Origin of the sequence: Phormidium sp. FACHB-1136 (assembly GCF_014697375.1) — a bacterium.
In the GTDB taxonomy this organism is placed as follows: Bacteria; Cyanobacteriota; Cyanobacteriia; order Phormidesmidales; family Phormidesmidaceae; genus Nodosilinea.
The window spans coordinates 153924-171614 of the sequence record NZ_JACJRS010000001.1 but is presented as its reverse complement, the minus strand read 5'-3'; the positions used below and the strand labels follow the sequence as shown (position 1 = coordinate 171614).

At 55.9% G+C, this 17691-nt stretch carries 16 protein-coding genes and 1 pseudogene; 12 read left to right on the top strand and 5 right to left on the bottom strand.

The features are described from left to right. The 4 genes from H6G62_RS00815 to H6G62_RS00800 all read right to left on the bottom strand — a co-directional run bounded on the left by H6G62_RS00815 (position 1) and on the right by H6G62_RS00800 (position 5741). Positions 1–1371 carry an IS4 family transposase gene (locus H6G62_RS00815; RefSeq protein ID WP_190492198.1) on the bottom strand — a complete coding sequence of 457 codons (1371 nt, stop codon included), beginning with the start codon at positions 1369–1371 and terminating at the stop codon, positions 1–3. 227 nt (positions 1372–1598) lie between these two features. Next, positions 1599–3827, bottom strand: coding sequence for a PhoX family phosphatase (locus H6G62_RS00810; RefSeq protein WP_190492197.1), 2229 nt, complete (start codon positions 3825–3827; stop codon positions 1599–1601). A gap of 168 nt (positions 3828–3995) precedes the next feature. After that, a complete protein-coding gene (locus tag H6G62_RS00805; protein WP_190492196.1) occupies positions 3996–5144 on the bottom strand; it encodes a GTP-binding protein in 1149 nt (382 codons plus the stop codon). 39 nt (positions 5145–5183) lie between these two features. Next, entirely contained in the window at positions 5184–5741 is a 558-nt protein-coding gene (locus tag H6G62_RS00800; protein WP_190492195.1) for a GNAT family N-acetyltransferase, read from the bottom strand. 99 nt (positions 5742–5840) lie between these two features. Between H6G62_RS00800 and H6G62_RS00795 the strand changes: the two genes are divergently transcribed. From H6G62_RS00795 to H6G62_RS00735, 12 genes and pseudogenes are all read left to right on the top strand, one after another. Further along, complete coding sequence (locus H6G62_RS00795; RefSeq protein WP_190492194.1) at positions 5841–6428, top strand: DUF4129 domain-containing protein; 588 nt, start codon at positions 5841–5843, stop codon at positions 6426–6428. Further along, positions 6425–7864, top strand: coding sequence for a DUF4350 domain-containing protein (locus tag H6G62_RS00790; protein ID WP_190492193.1), 1440 nt, complete (start codon positions 6425–6427; stop codon positions 7862–7864). Before H6G62_RS00795 ends, H6G62_RS00790 begins: the two co-directional genes overlap by 4 nt. After that, positions 7861–8811 (top strand): MoxR family ATPase, encoded by a 951-nt coding sequence (locus H6G62_RS00785; RefSeq protein ID WP_190492192.1) that lies wholly within the window; start codon positions 7861–7863, stop codon positions 8809–8811. Before H6G62_RS00790 ends, H6G62_RS00785 begins: the two co-directional genes overlap by 4 nt. Further along, positions 8811–10133 carry a DUF58 domain-containing protein gene (locus H6G62_RS00780; protein ID WP_190492191.1) on the top strand — a complete coding sequence of 441 codons (1323 nt, stop codon included), beginning with the start codon at positions 8811–8813 and terminating at the stop codon, positions 10131–10133. The genes H6G62_RS00785 and H6G62_RS00780 overlap by 1 nt, the downstream gene beginning before the upstream one ends. A gap of 287 nt (positions 10134–10420) precedes the next feature. Continuing rightward, complete coding sequence (locus tag H6G62_RS00775; protein WP_190492190.1) at positions 10421–11611, top strand: glucosaminidase domain-containing protein; 1191 nt, start codon at positions 10421–10423, stop codon at positions 11609–11611. A 167-nt stretch (positions 11612–11778) separates the two neighbouring features. Further along, positions 11779–12537, top strand: a complete 759-nt coding sequence (locus H6G62_RS00770) for an N-acetylmuramoyl-L-alanine amidase (protein ID WP_190492189.1) — start codon at positions 11779–11781, stop codon at positions 12535–12537. A gap of 244 nt (positions 12538–12781) precedes the next feature. Continuing rightward, the gene (locus H6G62_RS00765) at positions 12782–12979 is read left to right on the top strand and encodes a hypothetical protein (protein ID WP_190492188.1); all 198 of its coding nucleotides are present in this window, start codon (positions 12782–12784) and stop codon (positions 12977–12979) included. 116 nt (positions 12980–13095) lie between these two features. After that, entirely contained in the window at positions 13096–13329 is a 234-nt protein-coding gene (locus tag H6G62_RS00760) for a DUF433 domain-containing protein (protein ID WP_190492187.1), read from the top strand. Continuing rightward, on the top strand, positions 13326–13709 hold the full coding sequence (locus H6G62_RS28210) for a DUF5615 family PIN-like protein (protein WP_190492186.1): 384 nt from the start codon (positions 13326–13328) through the stop codon (positions 13707–13709). Before H6G62_RS00760 ends, H6G62_RS28210 begins: the two co-directional genes overlap by 4 nt. Before the next feature lie 458 nt (positions 13710–14167). After that, a pseudogene (locus H6G62_RS00750) lies at positions 14168–14308 on the top strand (addiction module protein); the annotation flags it as partial. Positions 14309–14464: 156 nt separating this feature from the next. Continuing rightward, entirely contained in the window at positions 14465–14746 is a 282-nt protein-coding gene (locus H6G62_RS00740; protein ID WP_190492184.1) for a hypothetical protein, read from the top strand. Between the two features lie 304 nt (positions 14747–15050). Next, positions 15051–16376 carry a four-carbon acid sugar kinase family protein gene (locus H6G62_RS00735; RefSeq protein WP_199324643.1) on the top strand — a complete coding sequence of 442 codons (1326 nt, stop codon included), beginning with the start codon at positions 15051–15053 and terminating at the stop codon, positions 16374–16376. 6 nt (positions 16377–16382) lie between these two features. On the opposite strand, the gene H6G62_RS00730 is transcribed toward H6G62_RS00735, so the two are convergent. Then, positions 16383–17558 carry a site-specific integrase gene (locus tag H6G62_RS00730; RefSeq protein WP_190492182.1) on the bottom strand — a complete coding sequence of 392 codons (1176 nt, stop codon included), beginning with the start codon at positions 17556–17558 and terminating at the stop codon, positions 16383–16385. Between the last annotated feature and the right edge of the window lie 133 nt (positions 17559–17691).

The window sequence follows — 17691 nt, the reverse complement described above, 5'->3', positions numbered from 1 at the left end:
TCAAGCGGCCAGCTTAGCTTTCAGGACTGAGCGAGGTTCTTGCATTCTCGGGAACGGTTTGGGACGACGTTTCACGACTCGGGGTTCTGAACGGTTCGGGCGAAACGGAACAATCAGCTGTCGCACAGCGCTTAACAAAGCCTGATAGCCTCGCTGTTGTTGGGATGGAGCCAGATGGAGAAACTCGGGTCGAAAGGGATTGCATTGTTGCCGAGCGCCCTGTAGGGAGACCCGTAAAGCCGCGACCTCGGAGTTGGCCACCGCATCCCACATGAGCGTCCGTAGCAGATTGTAGGTCAACAGATGAACCCAAATACTTTTGGTCACCATAGCGGGCGTTTTGGCGGCAATCATCTCCATGGCTAAGGTGGTTTTGAGATGTCTGAGATTGACTTCGGTGGCCTGCCAACGGAGCCGATAGAGTTCGGCCAATTTGGCTTTGCGATAGCGCTTGGGGTCTTTCAGGGTGGTCACCACCACAAAGTTGGTGGGACGAAACCCAGGCACTTGAATAGAGATATAGACTTCGCGCACCTCAATCGAGTCAGCCAGGGCCTCAAACTCCTCAGGCGAGAGCGGTTTGGGGCATTGCTTGGGGCGGTGCCAGCGGACGATGTGGTCGCCAATCCCTAATTTCTTGCCCCGCCTGAAATCACAACGGCGCTGATGATGCTTGCGAAAGACGGCATCGGCTCCCCTCAGGGCGACCCAGGCCAGATCCACATAGGTGCCATAGGCCGAGTCGGCCACCACCACATCCTCCGGGCGCAGCTTCTGATAAAGTTGGCGGGCTAAACGCCATTCACTCACCCGAAAGGGAGCCATGGCAACCTCCAAGACTGCTCCAGTCATCACGCGAAACCACACTTGTAGCTTGAGAATAGGAAAGCCACAACCGGGTTTCTGATGGCTGTGTTGGGGATACGCCGCTTGATTAGCCTCGGTATCACTCATCAAGACCGTCGTCGCGTCAAAGGCCTTCACCGGACGACCACACCACTGTTGAGCGGGCGTCACCTGCCGCTGCAACGCCCTCGCCACTCGCTGTAATAGGGGCGGAAAAATTGACTCACTCAGGCGCTTACGCGCTTTACTATAGCCCCCGGTATCCGCTGACGGCGGATCCAATCCCGCCAGACTCATCCAGGTCACTACTCCCTTGACGGCATGGCTGAGACTGCCATCAACGTCGAGCACTTGAGAGATCCAACTCCACAGCACCACCATCGGGGTGTAGAGCACTTGGCGATAGGCGATTCCTTGCTCGTCCAGCACAGACTGGATCTCAGCTTCCGGTAGAATCTTGGCAAACGCTAAACCGGTACTGTTCTGGTATTTCTCCTTGAGGACTTCCGCACGATTCGGCATCATAGAGGCATAGTTATGGGCTTCGACGCTTTGATTCTTACAGATCAAGCGCTTGAAGCCTTTTTTGCCCTCTTATGTCAGTGCCATTCTACTAAAGTTAGGCTTTCAGTTTATAGCTTGTCTCATTCTGATGAGGAACCAATATCACAAGAACCCAGGGTTCTCAAAGAACCCTGGGTTCTGATCTATCTAGATTCTGATAACCCAGAAATTGCGTTGATCGGATGACCCTACACCGCAATGGTGCCGCCGTCGTTGCGGGTGATGATCACCGTGGCCGAACGGGGGCGGGCATTGCCACCATCGGGCCAGTGGCTCGTGAACTGGGTGGGGTCGTAGGCGGAGGTGCTATTTTCGCCGGGATGCTGGATGTTGACGAAAATAGCCTTGCCGTCGGGGCTTTCGGTGATTCCGGTGATTTCGCAATCCCGTGGCCCCACGAGGAAGCGCCGCAGCACCGTGGGACTAGCCTCTTGGCCCACGTAGGTTTGCACCGCTTGGTCGGCGTTGTTGTTGATGGGCACCGACTTGTTCAGCACCGTCTTGGGGCCACCATCGCCCACCCGACCGGGCAGCGCTGCTAGCATCATGCAGTTGCTGGTGTTGGTCATGTAGCCGTCATCGGTTTGCAGCCACAGCAGACCGGGCACCGCTTCGCTAAACCACAGGCCATCGGGGCTGGAGAAGGCGTTTTCTTCGGTGAGGCCAGACAGGTTGACGTTGGCATCCGCCGTGGAACGGGCACCGAATAGGTACACATCCCAGGTGAAACGGGTGGCGGTGTGGTTGTCGCCCGCTTCCCGCCAGCGGATGATGTGGCCGTTGACGTTGCCGGAACTCACCTTGCCGTCTTTGTCGTCGGCGAAGTAGCGGGGGTTGGCGGCATCCAGGGCGGTACGTACACCGCGCCCGCTGCTGCTGGAGACGTTGTTGGTGAGGGTGAAGTAGACTTCCCCATTCACCGGACTGACACCACCCCACTCAGGCCGATCCATCTTGGTGGCCCCAGCGGCATCGGCGGCGATACGGGCATTGATTAGCACGTCGGCTTCGTCGGCAAAATCGTAGTCGGCGTAGTTGGCGATGGCCGGATTGCTGAGGGTGAGGGGCAACCACTCGCCGCTGCCGTCGTCGTTGAATTTGGCGGCGTAGAGGGTGCCTTCGTTCAGGTACTTATCCCCAGCGGCCATACCCCGGTTGGCATCGCGGGGATCCCACTTGGCGGCGGAGACAAACTTGAAGATGTACTCGTTGCGGGCATCGTCGCCGGAGTAGAAGGTCAGGGATTGCCCTGCCACCGCCGGAGCCGCCCAGCAGCCCTCGTGGGCAAACCGCCCGATGGCGGTACGCTTTTGGGGCATGGCATTGGGGTTGAAGGGGTCGATTTCCACCACCCAGCCAAAGGTATTGGCCACGTTGCGGAAGTCCTGCTGAGGGCGGGCTCCGGTCTTGCTGGTATCCCAGCGACGGTACATATCCGTGCGGTCGTTGGCCCCAGGGCGCGACCAGTTGTAGCGACCAGAGGTGGCGTTGCCAATGCCATAGCGCTTAAAGGAAGCCACTTCATTGGCGGTACGGGCACTGTCCTCCTCGCGGCGGTGGAAGTATCCGGCCCAGTTTTCCTCACAGGTGAGGTAGGTGCCCCAGGGGGTGTAGCCGTTGGCGCAGTTGTTGAGGGTGCCGCGAGTTTGTTCGCCACTGGGGGAAAAGGCCGTCACCATCATGGCGCTGCGGCGGGCGGGGCCAGTGATTTGGCAGCGGGTGGCAGCGGTGACGCGGGTGTTAAAGCGGGAGTTGCGATTGATTTCGTAGGTGTTGCCCTGCTTCACAATTTCCACGATGGTGACGCCGTGGGCCGCTACTTCCTTGTCAATTTCCACCGTGGGGCGGGCATTGGTGTTCTCCGGGCCGTAGTCCGTGGGGCCATTGGGGTGGACAAAACCCACGTCTTCGCAAACTTCGTGGTTAATGGCCAGCAGCGCCCGGTCGGTGCCGTTGGGGTCCCAGCCGTTGCCTGCCCGATTCAGGCCAAAGTAGTGCATGGCGTCGTGGTGGTCGCCCGCCCGCACGTCAAAGTCGTTATCCGTACCGTCGTTTTTATAGGGAGTGACGTTGGCCTTGAGGGGATCGCCCGTGGCCAGCAGCACCTGTGCCGTATAGCCGGGAGGTACGGTCAGGGTGTCAGCGATATTTTTAGCTACCGGGGAAAAGCTCAGACTCCGCGTCGAGGCAACCGCCTGGGATCCCCCTTTTTTTAGGCTATCGGTGCCCAGGGCCAAGCCCATACCGAGCACCGAAGCCGCCGCCAGGGAAGAACCGCCCTTCAGGAACCCGCGACGGCTGACCCTAGCCCGCTCCAGGACTTGATCAAAGGAGTCGTTATTCGAGGTGTTGTAGACCGCGTCTTCGGAGTGGATCGCGTTCTTGATGCTGGAAAAGAAAGAATTGTTTTTCGCCATGGCTCAGCCAGATGGAAACCCGCGTAGTGTGACGGAGCTTATCCTACAGAGCCTAGGTAAGGATGCCTTTAACCCTCGATTAGCGAGAACTTAAGCCTTGGTAAAGATGGCATAGAGATCACCCAAACCAGGAAGTGTGTGAAGAACCCTGGTTTGGGTTGGTAGTACCTACCGCCCGAAACCCTTGCCTCGGTTGGCAGTGGGCATACAGAGGCAGTGGTTGAGTTGTTCTCGCAGGGTGTCGTGGTCGAGGTTTTGGCCAATCAGCACCAGTTGGTTTTTGGGTGCGCCTTTCCAATCGTCATCATCTAGGGAAAAGCGCTTACCACTGAGGTGGAAAATGTGGCGTTTGGGACTTTCATCGAACCAGAGAATGCCCTTGGCCCGAAAGACGGCTTCGGGCAGTTGGTTGTCTAAAAAGTGCTGAAACTTGCGAATGGCAAAGGGGCGATCACTGGCAAAGGAAAGGGAGGTAAAGCCATCAATGGCCAGGTGGTCGGAAGCGTAGTGCCCGTGGTCGTGCCCGTGGTCGTGGTCATGCTCACAGTGGCCATGGTCGTGGTCGCAATGGCTGTGATCGTCGTGGTCATGCCCGTGGTGATCATGGTGATCGTGATCGTGGTCGTGGTCGTGATCATCGCTGGGGGCGAAGTATTTGTCGGTTTCAAACAGACCCACACTCAGGATCAGCGGCAGGGGCACCTGGGATTTCACAGTGCGTAGAATTCGCGCCCCTTCTTTCACGTCGCGAATTTTCACCTCCAGCAGATCGAGGTCGGCATCGTCCACTAGGTCAGCTTTATTCAGCAGAATGATATCGCCGTAGGCAATTTGGTTGTGGGCCGCTTGGCTGTTGAACAAATCCAGGCTGTAGTTCTCAGCATCCACCACCGTCACGATGGAATCTAAGCGGGTGAGATCCCGTAATTCTGTGCCTAAAAATGTCAGGGCAATAGGCAGTGGATCGGCCAAGCCCGTGGTTTCTACGACTAGATAATCGATTTTGTCCTGACGTTCTAATACCTTGTAGACGGCTTCCATTAGGTCGTTGTTGATGGTGCAGCAAATACAGCCGTTGCTAAGTTCTACCATGGTATCATCGCCCGTGTCGGCGGTGATAAGCAGGTCGTTATCAATACCAATTTCCCCAAATTCGTTCACCAAAACGGCGGTTTTTAGACCCTCTTGGTTGGTCAGAATATGGTTTAGCAGGGTGGTTTTTCCACTGCCGAGGAAACCCGTGATGATGGTGACGGGCAATCCATGTTTGGTGTCATCCAGCGTGGCGGATGACAGGGGCGGAGCAACGGTAGACATGGCGAGTCGCACAAGGGAGAACATTCTCCATACTAGCGATCAATCCCGACGACTGCTTAGCGACTCTGGTGTCGCCGCCGAGGGCTGAGTCAGTTTCTCCACTAGATAGCGTTCAAACTCGACCCCACCCCGTTCTACTCGGTCGGTAGCGTAGTGGCGAAAGCCAAACTTTTGGAATAGGCCCAGACTAAAGGCACTGGCTTCGGCGTAGAGGCGGGGCATATTTTCCTGATGGGCTTTTTTCAGCAGGGTGGTCAGCAGGTGCGACCCAATGCCTTGACCGAGACAATTGTGGCGCACGTAAAGCGCGGTGATGTGCCCATCTGTCGCCAGTCCGCCAAAGCCGAGGATTAGCGGTGAATCTGGATTAATGCCCATCTCGGCAGTGGTGTCGGCTCCCTTGATTTCTGCAACGTAGGTGGTCGCTTCTAGGATAAAACGACGAAACGCAGGGGTATTTGCCCCAAAAGCCGCCCAGGCTTGGGTTTGGACAGGGCTGTAGTGTTGGGGCGCGTGGGTAAGGACGGTTTCGCGGTAAAGGCTGGCGAGGGCCGGAACATCTGCGGCGGTGGCAAGGCGAAGGGCAAGGTCTGTCATGGATCTGCGTGGGGAAGGGATTTGCCCTAGGGGCTGGCCTGGGTATTCGCTAGGGAGTGGGGCATAATGGGGCCAGTTTGCGCTGGGTGTTTTGTTGCCATGCCCCCGGATTTCTCCCACCGTACCAATTCCTTGTCCTGGCAAATTCGCCAAACCGTTCAGCGCACGGGGGAATGGTTTGATTACCAATTTTCGCGCATTAATATCGATGGCCCAGAAATCCAAAGCTGGGCTTGGCTAGAACCCTTGGCCCGTGGGCTGTTTTGGCTGATGGTGGCGGGGCTGGCCCTGTGGCTGGCGTGGTTGCTGTATCAGGGGGTGATGGCGTATCTGAACCGTCCTAAAGCACCGGGGATTCGGCAAAGTCAGGCCATTCGCGAAGAAGCCCTGAGGCAAGCGGCCTACTGGTGGAAGGAAGCCCAGCGGTTGGCTCAGCAGGGCGATTATGCGGCGGCTTGTAAGGCGCTTTATATGGCGGGTTTGGCGCGGCTCAACGATACCGAAACCGTCATTTACCGCCCCAGCCGCACCGATGGCGAATACCTAGCCCAACTGGTGGATGCGTCGAACCGCCCCTACGAACTGCTGATTCGCACCCACGAACGCCTCACCTTTGGCGACGGCCAAGCCACGGAGGAAACCTACCAGCGCTGCCGCCGCGCCTACCAGGAGATTGCCCAATCGTGAAAACGGCCTTGACCTGGAATCGACGGACGATAATTTTGGGGTCTGTGGCCCTAGTGTTCCTGCTGGGGTTGCTGCTGCTCGGTGCTCCGGCCACCAGTCGGCTCGATAGCGGCTCCACCTGGCACCGGGGGCCAGCGGGCTATAGCGCTTGGTACAAGTCCCTAGAACAGCAGGGCATACCCGTGCAGCGGTGGCAGCGCCCAGTGGAGGATTTGCTGGAGCAGGTGGGCAGGGCAGAAAAGAAACCCCAGCCCAAGCCGATCCCCCCTAGCTCCGAAGGCACCACAACGACATTGAATCTGGATCGCCCCCCTTACCCTGATTCCTTTGCAAATTCATACCCATTCCGGCCCCCCTCTCCCTTGGGGAGAGGGGCTGGGGGTGAGGGCCAAAACGGAGCCAATGGTGAGCCAAACCTCCCCAATACCGAGATTTCCCCTCACCCTAAATCCCTCTCCCAGGGGGAGAGGGACTTTGAAGAGGTCGCTGTCCGGCCCCCCTCTCCCTTGGGGAGAGGGGCTGGGGGTGAGGGCCTTGGCCCAGAAACCCTAGTGGCTATACTGCCCGGATTTATCGACCAGCAGAATGTGTACGGCCTCATTCCATGGATGCCGGACTGGCTGGATGCGGGGCATCGGTTGGTGGTGCTGGGCTGGAAAGCTCCGGCAACGGCAGCGCCTTTTTCGCAAGTGCTGACCAGTGACCAGGGCGCTGTGCAGATCGATACCCGCCGCCGCTACGATGTGGCCTATTCGGAGCGGGTGCTTTTGCAAGATGAGTACGGTGCCGTGGCCTGGGAGCAGGAGTATTTAGAGGGTCAATCCTTTATGGCCATCACGACCCCGCACCTAGGGGCCAATGCCTACCTGAATCAGCCGGGAAATCTGGCGTTTTTGACGGAGTTGGTGACTGGCGAGGGCGGGCGGGTGTGGGTTGACGAGTACCTGCACGGCTATCGTGATGCCGACGCTGTGACCTCTGAGGCGGGGGGCGACAACTGGCTGGCCTACCTGGGTCAAACGCCCTTGCTGATTTTGGCCTTGCAAGCCCTGGCGGTGACGCTGCTGGCGTTGCTGGCCTTTAACCGTCGGCTGGGGCAGCGGCGCAGGCTGCAAACGCCCCAAATCGACAACAGTAAAGCCTACATCCAAGCACTGGCGGGGGTGTTGCACAAGGCGAATAGCCACGATTTTGTGGTGCAAACCCTCAGTCAGGCGGAGCGCATTACCCTACAAAAGGCGCTGGGATTGGGGGAAATCCCCGTCCCCACCGAGCAACTGCAAGCGGCCTGGGTGCAGCAGTACCGCCGTAGCTCTGGGGAACTGGCCGACCTACTCAATCCGCCCACCCCACACACCGAAACCCAACTGCGAGACTGGCTCCAGCGGGTACAATCCCTACAGCCCCTTTCCTCCGGAGACTCCCAACGACCATGAGCGACCTTCAGGCGGCGATCACACGCATCGGCAAAACCCTCGGTAGCGTGGTGGTGGGGCAAGAAGCCCTGGTGCAGCAGCTTTTGGTGGCGTTGCTGGCGGGGGGGCACGTCATTTTAGAGGGGGTGCCGGGGACAGGGAAAACCCTGCTGGTACGGGTGCTGTCGCGGCTAATTCAGTCGGATTTCGCCCGTATTCAGCTCACGCCGGATATCCTGCCCTCCGACATTTCCGGCACCAACGTCTTTGACCTCACGAACCGCACCTTCACCCTCAAGCGCGGCCCGGTGTTTACCCAGGTTTTGCTAGCGGACGAAATCAACCGCACCCCGCCCAAAACCCAATCGGCCCTGCTGGAGGCGATGGAGGAACAGCAAGTCACCCTGGACGGCACTAGCCATCCCCTGCCCGACCTGTTTTGGGTGGTGGCGACTCAGAACCCCCTGGAGTTTGAGGGCACCTATCCCCTGCCAGAGGCCCAGCTCGACCGATTTCTCTTTAAGCTGGTGGTCGATTATCCCGCCCCCGCCGCCGAAAAGCAGATGCTCCTCAACGCCCAGGCCGGATTTGAGGCCAAGCGGCTCGACATCGGCCAACTGAAGCCCATCGTTAGCGCCAATCACGTTTTGGCGGCGCGGAAGGAGGCCAAGGCGGTTCCCGTGCAGGAGTCGATTTTGGATTACCTGCTGGCCCTGGCCCACAAAACCCGCCAGCACCCCGACTTAGAACTGGGCACCTCCCCCCGATCCACGGTGCAGTGGCTGGCCGCCAGCAAGGCCCACGCCTGGATCAACGGCCAGGAGTACGTCACGCCGGATAACGTCAAAGCCGTCGCCCCGGCCCTGCTGCGCCATCGCCTGGTGCTGGGGGCCGAAGCCCAACTGGATGGCCTCACCACAGATCGGGTAATCCAGGGCGTGCTGGATGCCGTGGCGGTGCCCCGCTGATGGCCATCGTTCCCACGGGCAAAACCTACGGCCTGCTGCTGGGGGGCGGGTTGGTGGCAACGCTGTTGGCCAACTTTTTTGAGGGGCCAAATCGTCTAGGGCTGGCCCTGCTCGCGCTAGGACTCTTCGATGGCCTTGTCCTGTTCGCGATGCTGTGGGACGGCTGGCGGGTGAAGTCGCGGCGGGCCACCATCACGCGGGATCGCCTCCATCGCCTCTCCATTGGCCGAGACAACCCCATCACCCTTCAGGCCGAAGCGCCCCACCGCACCCGCCTACGCCTGTTCGACAACTACCCCACCGACTTCGACGGCACCCCCATGCCGCTCACCGTCACCCTCCAGGCCCGCGAGCCAGAAACCCTCACCTTCACCGTCCACCCCAAACGGCGCGGCGAATACCCCTGGGGCGATGTACAAGTCCAGCAGCTTGGCCCCCTGGGTTTGGCCTGGGCCGATTGGACGATCCCCGCCGCCGACACCGTGGCCGTCTACCCCGATCTGATCGGCCTGCACCAGCTTTCGGTGAAGCTCGCCCTCCAGGCCACGGGCACCCTGAAGCAAAAGCGACGGCTGGGGGTGGGCACCGAATTTGCCGAACTGCGGGAATACGGCATCGGCGACGACCTACGCTTCATCGACTGGAAGGCCACCGCCCGCCTTAGCCAGCCCCTGGTGCGGGTGCTAGAGCCAGAGCGGGAACAAACCCTGCTGATTCTGCTCGATCGCGGTCGGCTGATGACCGCCCAGGTGCAGGGCCTCACCCGGTTTGATTGGGGCATGAATGCGGCTCTCTCCCTGGCGCTGGCGGGGGTGAGCCGGGGGGATCGGGTGGGCCTGGGCGTGTTTGACCGCACCCTCCACACCTGGCTTCCCCCCAAGGGCGGACGGGCCAATTTTCAGCAGATGATCGAACGGCTCACCCCCATCGAACCCGTGCTGGAGGAATCCGACTACCTGGCCGCCGCCACCCACGCCGCCCAACAGCAGCACCGCCGCTCGCTGGTGGTCATCATTACCGACCTGGTGGACGAAACCGCCAGCGCAGAATTGCTCTCGGCCCTGGCCCGCCTACGCCCCCGCCACCTGCCCTTCTGCATCACCCTGCGCGACCCCGCCATCGACCGCCAAGCCCACCAACCCACGACAGAAGTGGATGCCGCCTACCAACGCGCCGTGGCCCTAGATTTGCTGAGCCAACGCGAAACGGCCTTTGCCCGCCTAAAAAAACGAGGGGTTTTGGTGCTAGATGCCCCCGCCCACCAAATTGTGGAACCGTTGGTGGAAAGTTATTTGAGGATTAAGAGTCAGAGTAGGTTGTGAGGGGGCCTGGGGCTATGGGCGGAGATAGCAATTCATTCATGAATAATTCCGTACTAAACATGAAGTATTTTTACATTGCAAGGCACCTTACCCACCGAGTATCTATACTTGGCATGGTCACCTACAATCTCACCTTCATCTGACCAAGTCTTTTTAGTTCAAGGCATTTCTATAAAAGCTTTATTTAGCTTAAAGCTTAGGGTTCTTCTCACGCTCTGAGAATGAGGCTGAAGATGAAGAAATAAGTTATTTTTCAACATTGGCTTCGTTTTATTAGGAGGAAAGCTATGATCTTCTCATGGGAAAATTATGTCCAGGCTGTTGCAACAATTGATAAGATACCCGATCCTTCTCGTAGCTTACGGGTTGTTCAACTAGCACAGGGAATTGTTGAGTCAGCAAGAGGTACAAGTCATCTGTTTCAAGAGGCTGGAAATCCTGGTGGACTCAAATGGAGAGATAATATTGACGATAAATATACAGATAAAATTACCCATAAAATTTGGTTAAAAACTCCAACTGAACCTAACGGAGAACATTGGTGCAAATGGAAAACAGCAGAACATGCTGCAATTGGATATTGGCGATTTGTTGATCGACCTAATTCTCCCTATAAAGGATGGGAAGGATATAGTGATAACCCTGAAGGGTATTTGCAGCATATTTGGGATAAAGGTTATGCTGCCGATCCAAGTTATGTCAGCAAGATTAAAAGCGTATTTCCTGAAGCGAAGGATTTACTAGCTCAATATAGCAAAGAGGCAGTACTCTCAAGCCCTAAAAAAATTATAGCTCTGAATGATACTTGGCTAAAAAAAGAGTGGAATAAGCAGTCTAGCGAACTAGATGAGACTGAAAAGGCTTTTGTTTCCAAAGGGAAATACTATTTCATTGAAGATTTCAGTGAATATAGCTTGGAGACAGAATTAGGAGGGCATGCCTTAGTTAACTTGAGTCATGATGCAGGAAGTTGGTATATCTTTCTTGAACATTGGCAGCTACCCTGGACAGAAGCACCAGAACCGACTTCACAACCGCAAGCTCTATTAGAAACGCTGCCTCAATGGGATCAAGTTCAATGGGACAAATGGTCATCTCCTGTTAGTCGTTACTTTACTGTAGGCGAAGTCAGTGCACACAGTAGAGAACGTATCGTTACAGATCCTACGCACAAAAAAAATGTGATCAAGCTGGCCCGTAGGCTAGATGAAGTGCGCGAATGGTGGGGATCTGCGCTACTAGTTAATTCTTGGTATCGCCCAAAAGATGTAGAAAGACGAGTGGGAGGAAGTGGAGCTAATCACCCGTTTGGTTATGCAGTAGATTTACGTCCAGCCCAAGGTTCTATCTCGGATTTGGAATCTCGGTTTGAACAAGAATGGTACAACGCAGGGAAATGGGAAGGTGGATTTGGTCGTGGTGCTCGTAAGGGTTTTATCCATCTTGACTTAAGAACACAACGAATTTGGGATTATTAATCATTTTTCCCTTGAATGTGTACCAAAGTTCCAATACTTTCTGGGCACCTCGAAAAATACAAATCTTATTGAGAATGGGCACGAGACTCCAATGGTTCCAGGCTCTTCAGATTCGCAATAAGGCAATTGATCGAGGTGCCCTTCTGTAATACATAAGGATTCTGGCCATGAAATTTGGAATTGATATTGGGCATAATTGTCCTCCTGATACTGGCGCAGTCGGCATAAAGAAGGAAGATGACCTAACCAAAGCAGTGGGATCTCGACTATCACAAAAGCTTTCTTCAGCAGGTCATAGCATAATAAACTGTACGCCCAGTCAAGCTTCCAGCGTTAGTGATTCTCTTCGTCAAAGAGTTAAAAAAGCCAACAACAATCAGGTTGATGTCTTTGTCTCTATTCACTTTAACGCTTTTTCTCCGACACCTAACCCCAGAGGCGCAGAAGTCTACGTAGCTAGTAATACTGGAAGAGCAATTGCTCAATCAGTTCTTTCCGAGATAGTCAAATTAGGATTTAAAGATAAAGGAGTCAAAAATGGAAATTTTTTCGTTCTCAAAAATACCTCAATGCCTGCTATTTTGATAGAGTGCTGTTTTGTAGACTCCCAAGCTGATATGAATCTCTTTGATGCCGAAAAAATGGCAGAGGCAATCAAGGTTGGTTTGATTGGAGAACCTGAAGATACCTCTACGCCACAACCTGGCATCCTTAAGATTACACAGACAACCATCCTAAAACCGTCAACCCTGCAATCGTCAGAGCTACCCAAGGAAGAACTGGCAAGTATAGAGATTGGTGACTATCCTGTTTTAGACATTCGTCGTGAAGAAAGGCACTATTGGGTAAAATGGCCAGATAGTAGTAAGGCAAACCGAAATGAACATTTCATATTTGAGGAACACGCTAAAGTGACAGAAAGCTAGTGTTGATTTTGTTGTGAAGTGCATATCCTATGAGTCTCTTGTATAGGAGTTCATAGGATATTTTATTAATTGCTAAAATAAAAAGGCATCCTATCATTCAATAGGATTTTGTGGGTTGTTGTGCGTTTAAATTGTGCCACGCTTTATGGCTTTCCCTCAGCTACTCTAGAAAAAGATAGGTGGCCCTTTGAAAACCCTGTGAATTGGCTAACGTCCATCCTTTAAAGCGAAGGAGAGCCCAACCATGACATCCCTTGAAATCCGAGAAAAAGGCTACCAAGTATTATTCGACCACCTAGGCGAAGTAACAACCATCCGCTTCCTGCAAGACATGGGCTGGGGAATCGGCAACTACACCCAAGAACGAGAATCTAGACTTCAGAATGTTACCCGCCAAGACCTCTGGCGCGACGTAGAAAAAATCCGCCAAGAACAACACTAAACTTGATCCCATCTGAGTTAGCAGGATGCGTTAGACTATGCTATGGCGCATCGAAGGCTTAAGGGTCATTTTCTACCTAAAAAAGATAACTTTAATCCTAATTCAGGAGTTCTAAAATGAGTGGAGAGCTAGACCGTATCACCATTAATCCACAAGTCTGTCTTGGGCAACCCACCATTCGAGGAATGCGAATCACCGTGGGGTTTGTCCTCAAACTATTGGCCAGTCAGCTATCCATTCAGGAAATTCTAGACGCTTATCCAGAGCTGGAAGAAGAAGATATTCGTCAGGCCCTAAATTACGCCGCCTGGGCTGTCTCAGATCGCATCGTTAGCTCCAGCCCAGCATGACTAAACTACACCTGCTAGCCGATGTTCACATCTCGCCGTTAACCATCGCAGCCTTGAAGTCAAAGGGCTACAGTATAACCCGCACCACAGACCTATTACCCGCAACAGCTGCTGACGCAGAGATTCTAGAACTCGCCAGAATAGAAGGCAAAGTCGTCTTAACACAAGACTTAGATTTTTCCATGCTGGTAGCCCTCGGCAATTACGGACAGCCCAGCCTGATTACACTACGCCTATCTTCCGCCAAACCTGACGTAGTTGCCCAAAGACTTCTAGACGTTTTGCCTACAATCGAAATAGATCTGACAGAAGGCTCAGCCGTTAGCATTAACGACGACTCTGTGCGTGTCCGCAAACTCCCCATTCGACGAGGCCAGTAGAATAAGTTAAAACCTTCAGCACTACAGCAGTCCAGGAAAGCAAGGTAATGTCTAGACGAGACGATTTACATTTTCCCTACGCCGCACCCTAGCTAGTGGGCACGTTAGTGCTGTAGGACAGCAGACGAGACTTCGGCGGCTGAAACAACGCGATTAGCTCTGCCTAATAGCTGGACAATCAGTCCCCTATTGCTAGAAATCCCTGATTCCCCGCTGTTACCGCTAGGGTAAAGAGGCATGGTCATTTTATTTGGCAAATACACCACTCCAGGCAACCTCTGCGGCAACAACACCCCCACCCAAGGCAAACTGTTTTAAGCTAGACCTATCTCTGCCGAGATCCCCACCATGCTCAGCACCGCCCACCTCGAACAAGCCCTCCTCGATCACCTACGCCAACTCCCCACCGAAAAGCAGCAAGAAGTCCTCGTTTGATATGAATAACTTAGGAGGGACTGATGCGTTCAATTGAGCAACTGACCGAAGAAATATTGTCCCTCCCCAGCGAGTCGAGAGCACTGCTCGCAGACAAACTCGTAGAAAGCTTAGAGTTCGACACTGACTCAGCTATTCAGTCCATTTGGGTAACTGAAGCCAAACTTGGAGCAGGAGTGTGGTCTGAGCCTGCACTACGAGACGGTGCGGCAGTTGGTGCGAAATAAGCTTCAAGCCAAACTCAAGGTGCCCCGTCCCCGGAGCGTAAGGCCGTCTCCAGAGGCGATAGCGACGTTTAAAAAAACCTCAGTCTCGCCCTGATGGCCCTGCCATCGCTGCTGAACCTGCCCACGATTCGGTATCTGGTACAGGACGAAAGCCGGATTGGGCGCAAAACCGAGACGGGTCGAGGGATCACCGCCAAGGGTGTCAAACCCATCGCCAAAGTGGATTGGCCTCGGGAAGCCTTCTGGCTCTATGGGGTGGTTGACCCGGTGAGTGGATGGCATTGGAGCCAAACCCACCCCCATCTGAATCAGACCCATTTCCAGCAATTCCTCGATGACCTCTCCCGTGCCCTAGGCGACTTGTATTGGTATTAGGTGGAAAGCTTCAGTATAAACACCCGAAACCCTGGGAGCACTGTAACTTAAGATTTCCCTGGAAATAGTACAGGCTTACCCATGAATGCATCGACTCCCCGCCCAAACGACTGTTTTACCAAGTGCGTGATGCCATTCGGCTGAAGCACTACTCTTACCGCACGGAGCAGACCTACGTGTAGCAGTGAGCGACTTCCCCATAATTTCCTAAATTGATCCAGGTGTGTCGGGCTTGGCGGTGGATACCCCAATGCGAGATAGTGGTGTTTGATGCACTTTTGCCCATCTGTCGAGGCCAGCGGTGATGGCTCAGCCCAAAATTATTGTTCTAGACGACGACCCCACCGGATCCCAGACGGTGCATAGCTGCCTGTTGCTGATGCGGTGGGATGTGGACACCCTACGCCAGGGATTGCGGGACGAGTCCCCCATTTTCTTTGTGCTGACCAACACCCGTGCCCTCAGCCCCGCCGCCGCCGAGGCCGTCACCCGTGAGGTGTGCCAAAACCTGAAGCAGGCCATCGCCCTAGAGGGAGTGCAGGAATTTTTGGTGGTCAGCCGATCCGATTCCACCCTGCGCGGCCACTACCCCATCGAAACCGATGTGATGGCGGCAGAGCTTGGCCCCTTCGATGCTCACTTTTTGGTGCCCGCCTTTTTTGAAGGGGGCCGCATCACCCGCGACAGCCGCCACTATTTAATGGTGGATGGCGACCCCGTGCCCGTCCACGAAACCGAGTTTGCCAAGGATTCCGTCTTTGGCTACAGCACCAGCTACCTGCCCGACTATGTGGCCGAAAAGACCGATGGCGGCATTGTGGCCCAGGATGTGGAGCGCTTCACCCTCAGCGATATTCGCGGCGGTTGTCTGGATCGGCTGATGGCTCTGAAAGGCAACGTCTGCGGCGTGGTGGATGGCGAAGGGCAGGCCGACCTGGATTGCTTTGCCCAGGATGTGCTTGCCGCCGCCGCCCAAGGAAAACGGTTTTTGTTCCGCAGTGCCGCCAGCATCCTCACCGCCCTCGCCGCCCTGCCCCCCCAGCCCATCGACGCCGACCACATGCGATCCTACGTGCGGGACGGTAAGCCAGGGGCGATCATCGTTGGCTCCCACGTCAAAAAAACCACCGAGCAACTGGAACACCTGCTACAAGCCCCCGGTGTAATGGGCCTAGAGGTTAACGTGGCCGAACTGCGCGATGGCGACGAGGATGGCCGTGAGATCCTGCTGTTCAATCTGATTAAGCAGGTGAATGCTGCCCACCGCGATGGCCTAGTGCCCGTGGTCTACACCAGTCGCCAAGAACTCAGCTTCGACACTGTCCAGGCCCGCCTAGACTTTGGCCTAGAGGTGTCCCGACTGCTGATGGATGTCATCCAAAAACTGCCCCTGGATATCGGTTTTTTAATCAGCAAGGGCGGCATCACCTCCAACGACACCCTCAGCACGGGCCTCGCCCTCACCACGGCGCGACTATTGGGGCAAATTCTGCCGGGGGTTTCCGTGGTGCGCACCCCGGCGGATCATCCCCAATTCCCTGGCCTACCCGTGGTGCTATTCCCCGGCAACGTGGGCGATGCCACGGCCCTGACCACCGCCTACCGCCGCCTATCTGGGAAAACCATCTAGCCTCGATTACTCAGGGGCCGACCAGGTGCGACCACCTAGGGCCGTTTGGACGGCTTGGCGTTGGTCGCGCAGGGTAATCCAGCGGTGGTAGGTGCGGGTGTGAATGGCGACGGAATGACCCATCATCCGGGCGGCCACAGTGTCGGGCAGGCCAAAGTGGATGGTGCGGACGGCCCAGGCATGGCGCAGATCGTAGGGCGAGAAGGGTACCCCGTAGCGTTTGAACTGGAGGGCCACCTGTTGCCCCACCCGTTGCAGGGTGGTCGTCGCCAGATCGGTGTTGATCGGCGGCAAGTCACCCTGGCGCAGTTCAAAGCGTTCCACCCATTCGGGGTAGAAGGGCCACACGTCATGGAGTCCGGTTTTGGTGGTTTCGAGGACAGTGAGGCGGGCTTCGGGGTCGCCTGTGGCGAGGAGACTGCGATCACAGAAAAACACCTCATGGTTCCGCAACCCGTAGGCCGCCATCAGCCCGTAGACCGTGCGCCAAGCCGGATTGGGGATCAGGTCGTGCCAAGTGAGAATGTCCTCATCGGTGGGCAGATGGCGGCGTTGGGCCTTGCTGCTGCCGTAGGTGCCCCACAGGGTCTCTAGGTCAACGGGTAGGGGGATTTTGTGAAAATCCGCAAAGGCTTTTAATGCCGTGCATCCCACCTGGCGACTGCGGGCCTGTCGGGGTAGGGCTTCCAGCGTCGCCACAATGGCCTGACCGAGGGACTGACGAGGATGGTCGTTCACCTGGGCCAGTAGCTTATTTAGGTAGGGAGCGTAGGCTTTCGTCCAGGTACTTTTCAATGCCGCCTGGGCCGCGATATCTTCCCCCGGACGATGGAACCAGTGGGCCTGAAACTGATCCATTAAGTCGGCGATGGGTTGATGGTCGGGATCGGCGGAGGTTTCGGTGGGCAGATAATCAGCCCAGGCAAAGGTGCGCTCAATTAACCGAGCGGCGATCACCTTAGCGTCCTGCTCAATCTGCTTTAACCCCGCTTTGGTGGCGGGCAACCCCAGGGGAATGCGCTGCTGGTGGGATTTGGTACGGCCACTGTCAGGACGAGGGGGGAGTGTCCCTCGCAGGGCAAGGCGATCTCCCCGTCGCTCCACCACTAGGCCCAGCCGAGCGGCCTTGAGGCGCTCGTTCAGCTTCGCAATGGCCGTATCTAGACTATCTGTGGATCCCATATCCGGTGCGCTTTAAGGTAAGTATCGCGTTGCCCCTTCAATCCATAACAGCCTGGGAGAGAGGCTGGGGGTGTAGCGGGCTTCCCATCAGGGTGGGCTAGCAGGGACGCGGCCATTTCCTGAGACTCAGCGG

Bases quoted from the DNA above. Each gene is read 5' to 3' on its own strand.
- H6G62_RS00815 (WP_190492198.1), bottom strand. From the start codon at position 1,371: ATGATGCCGAATCGTGCGGAAGTCCTCAAGGAGAAATACCAGAACAGT.
- H6G62_RS00810 (WP_190492197.1), bottom strand. From the start codon at position 3,827: ATGGCGAAAAACAATTCTTTCTTTTCCAGCATCAAGAACGCGATCCAC.
- H6G62_RS00805 (WP_190492196.1), bottom strand. From the start codon at position 5,144: ATGTCTACCGTTGCTCCGCCCCTGTCATCCGCCACGCTGGATGACACC.
- H6G62_RS00800 (WP_190492195.1), bottom strand. From the start codon at position 5,741: ATGACAGACCTTGCCCTTCGCCTTGCCACCGCCGCAGATGTTCCGGCC.
- H6G62_RS00795 (WP_190492194.1), top strand. From the start codon at position 5,841: ATGCCCCCGGATTTCTCCCACCGTACCAATTCCTTGTCCTGGCAAATT.
- H6G62_RS00785 (WP_190492192.1), top strand. From the start codon at position 7,861: ATGAGCGACCTTCAGGCGGCGATCACACGCATCGGCAAAACCCTCGGT.
- H6G62_RS00780 (WP_190492191.1), top strand. From the start codon at position 8,811: ATGGCCATCGTTCCCACGGGCAAAACCTACGGCCTGCTGCTGGGGGGC.
- H6G62_RS00775 (WP_190492190.1), top strand. From the start codon at position 10,421: ATGATCTTCTCATGGGAAAATTATGTCCAGGCTGTTGCAACAATTGAT.
- H6G62_RS00770 (WP_190492189.1), top strand. From the start codon at position 11,779: ATGAAATTTGGAATTGATATTGGGCATAATTGTCCTCCTGATACTGGC.
- H6G62_RS00765 (WP_190492188.1), top strand. From the start codon at position 12,782: ATGACATCCCTTGAAATCCGAGAAAAAGGCTACCAAGTATTATTCGAC.
- H6G62_RS00760 (WP_190492187.1), top strand. From the start codon at position 13,096: ATGAGTGGAGAGCTAGACCGTATCACCATTAATCCACAAGTCTGTCTT.
- H6G62_RS28210 (WP_190492186.1), top strand. From the start codon at position 13,326: ATGACTAAACTACACCTGCTAGCCGATGTTCACATCTCGCCGTTAACC.
- H6G62_RS00740 (WP_190492184.1), top strand. From the start codon at position 14,465: ATGGCCCTGCCATCGCTGCTGAACCTGCCCACGATTCGGTATCTGGTA.
- H6G62_RS00735 (WP_199324643.1), top strand. From the start codon at position 15,051: ATGGCTCAGCCCAAAATTATTGTTCTAGACGACGACCCCACCGGATCC.
- H6G62_RS00730 (WP_190492182.1), bottom strand. From the start codon at position 17,558: ATGGGATCCACAGATAGTCTAGATACGGCCATTGCGAAGCTGAACGAG.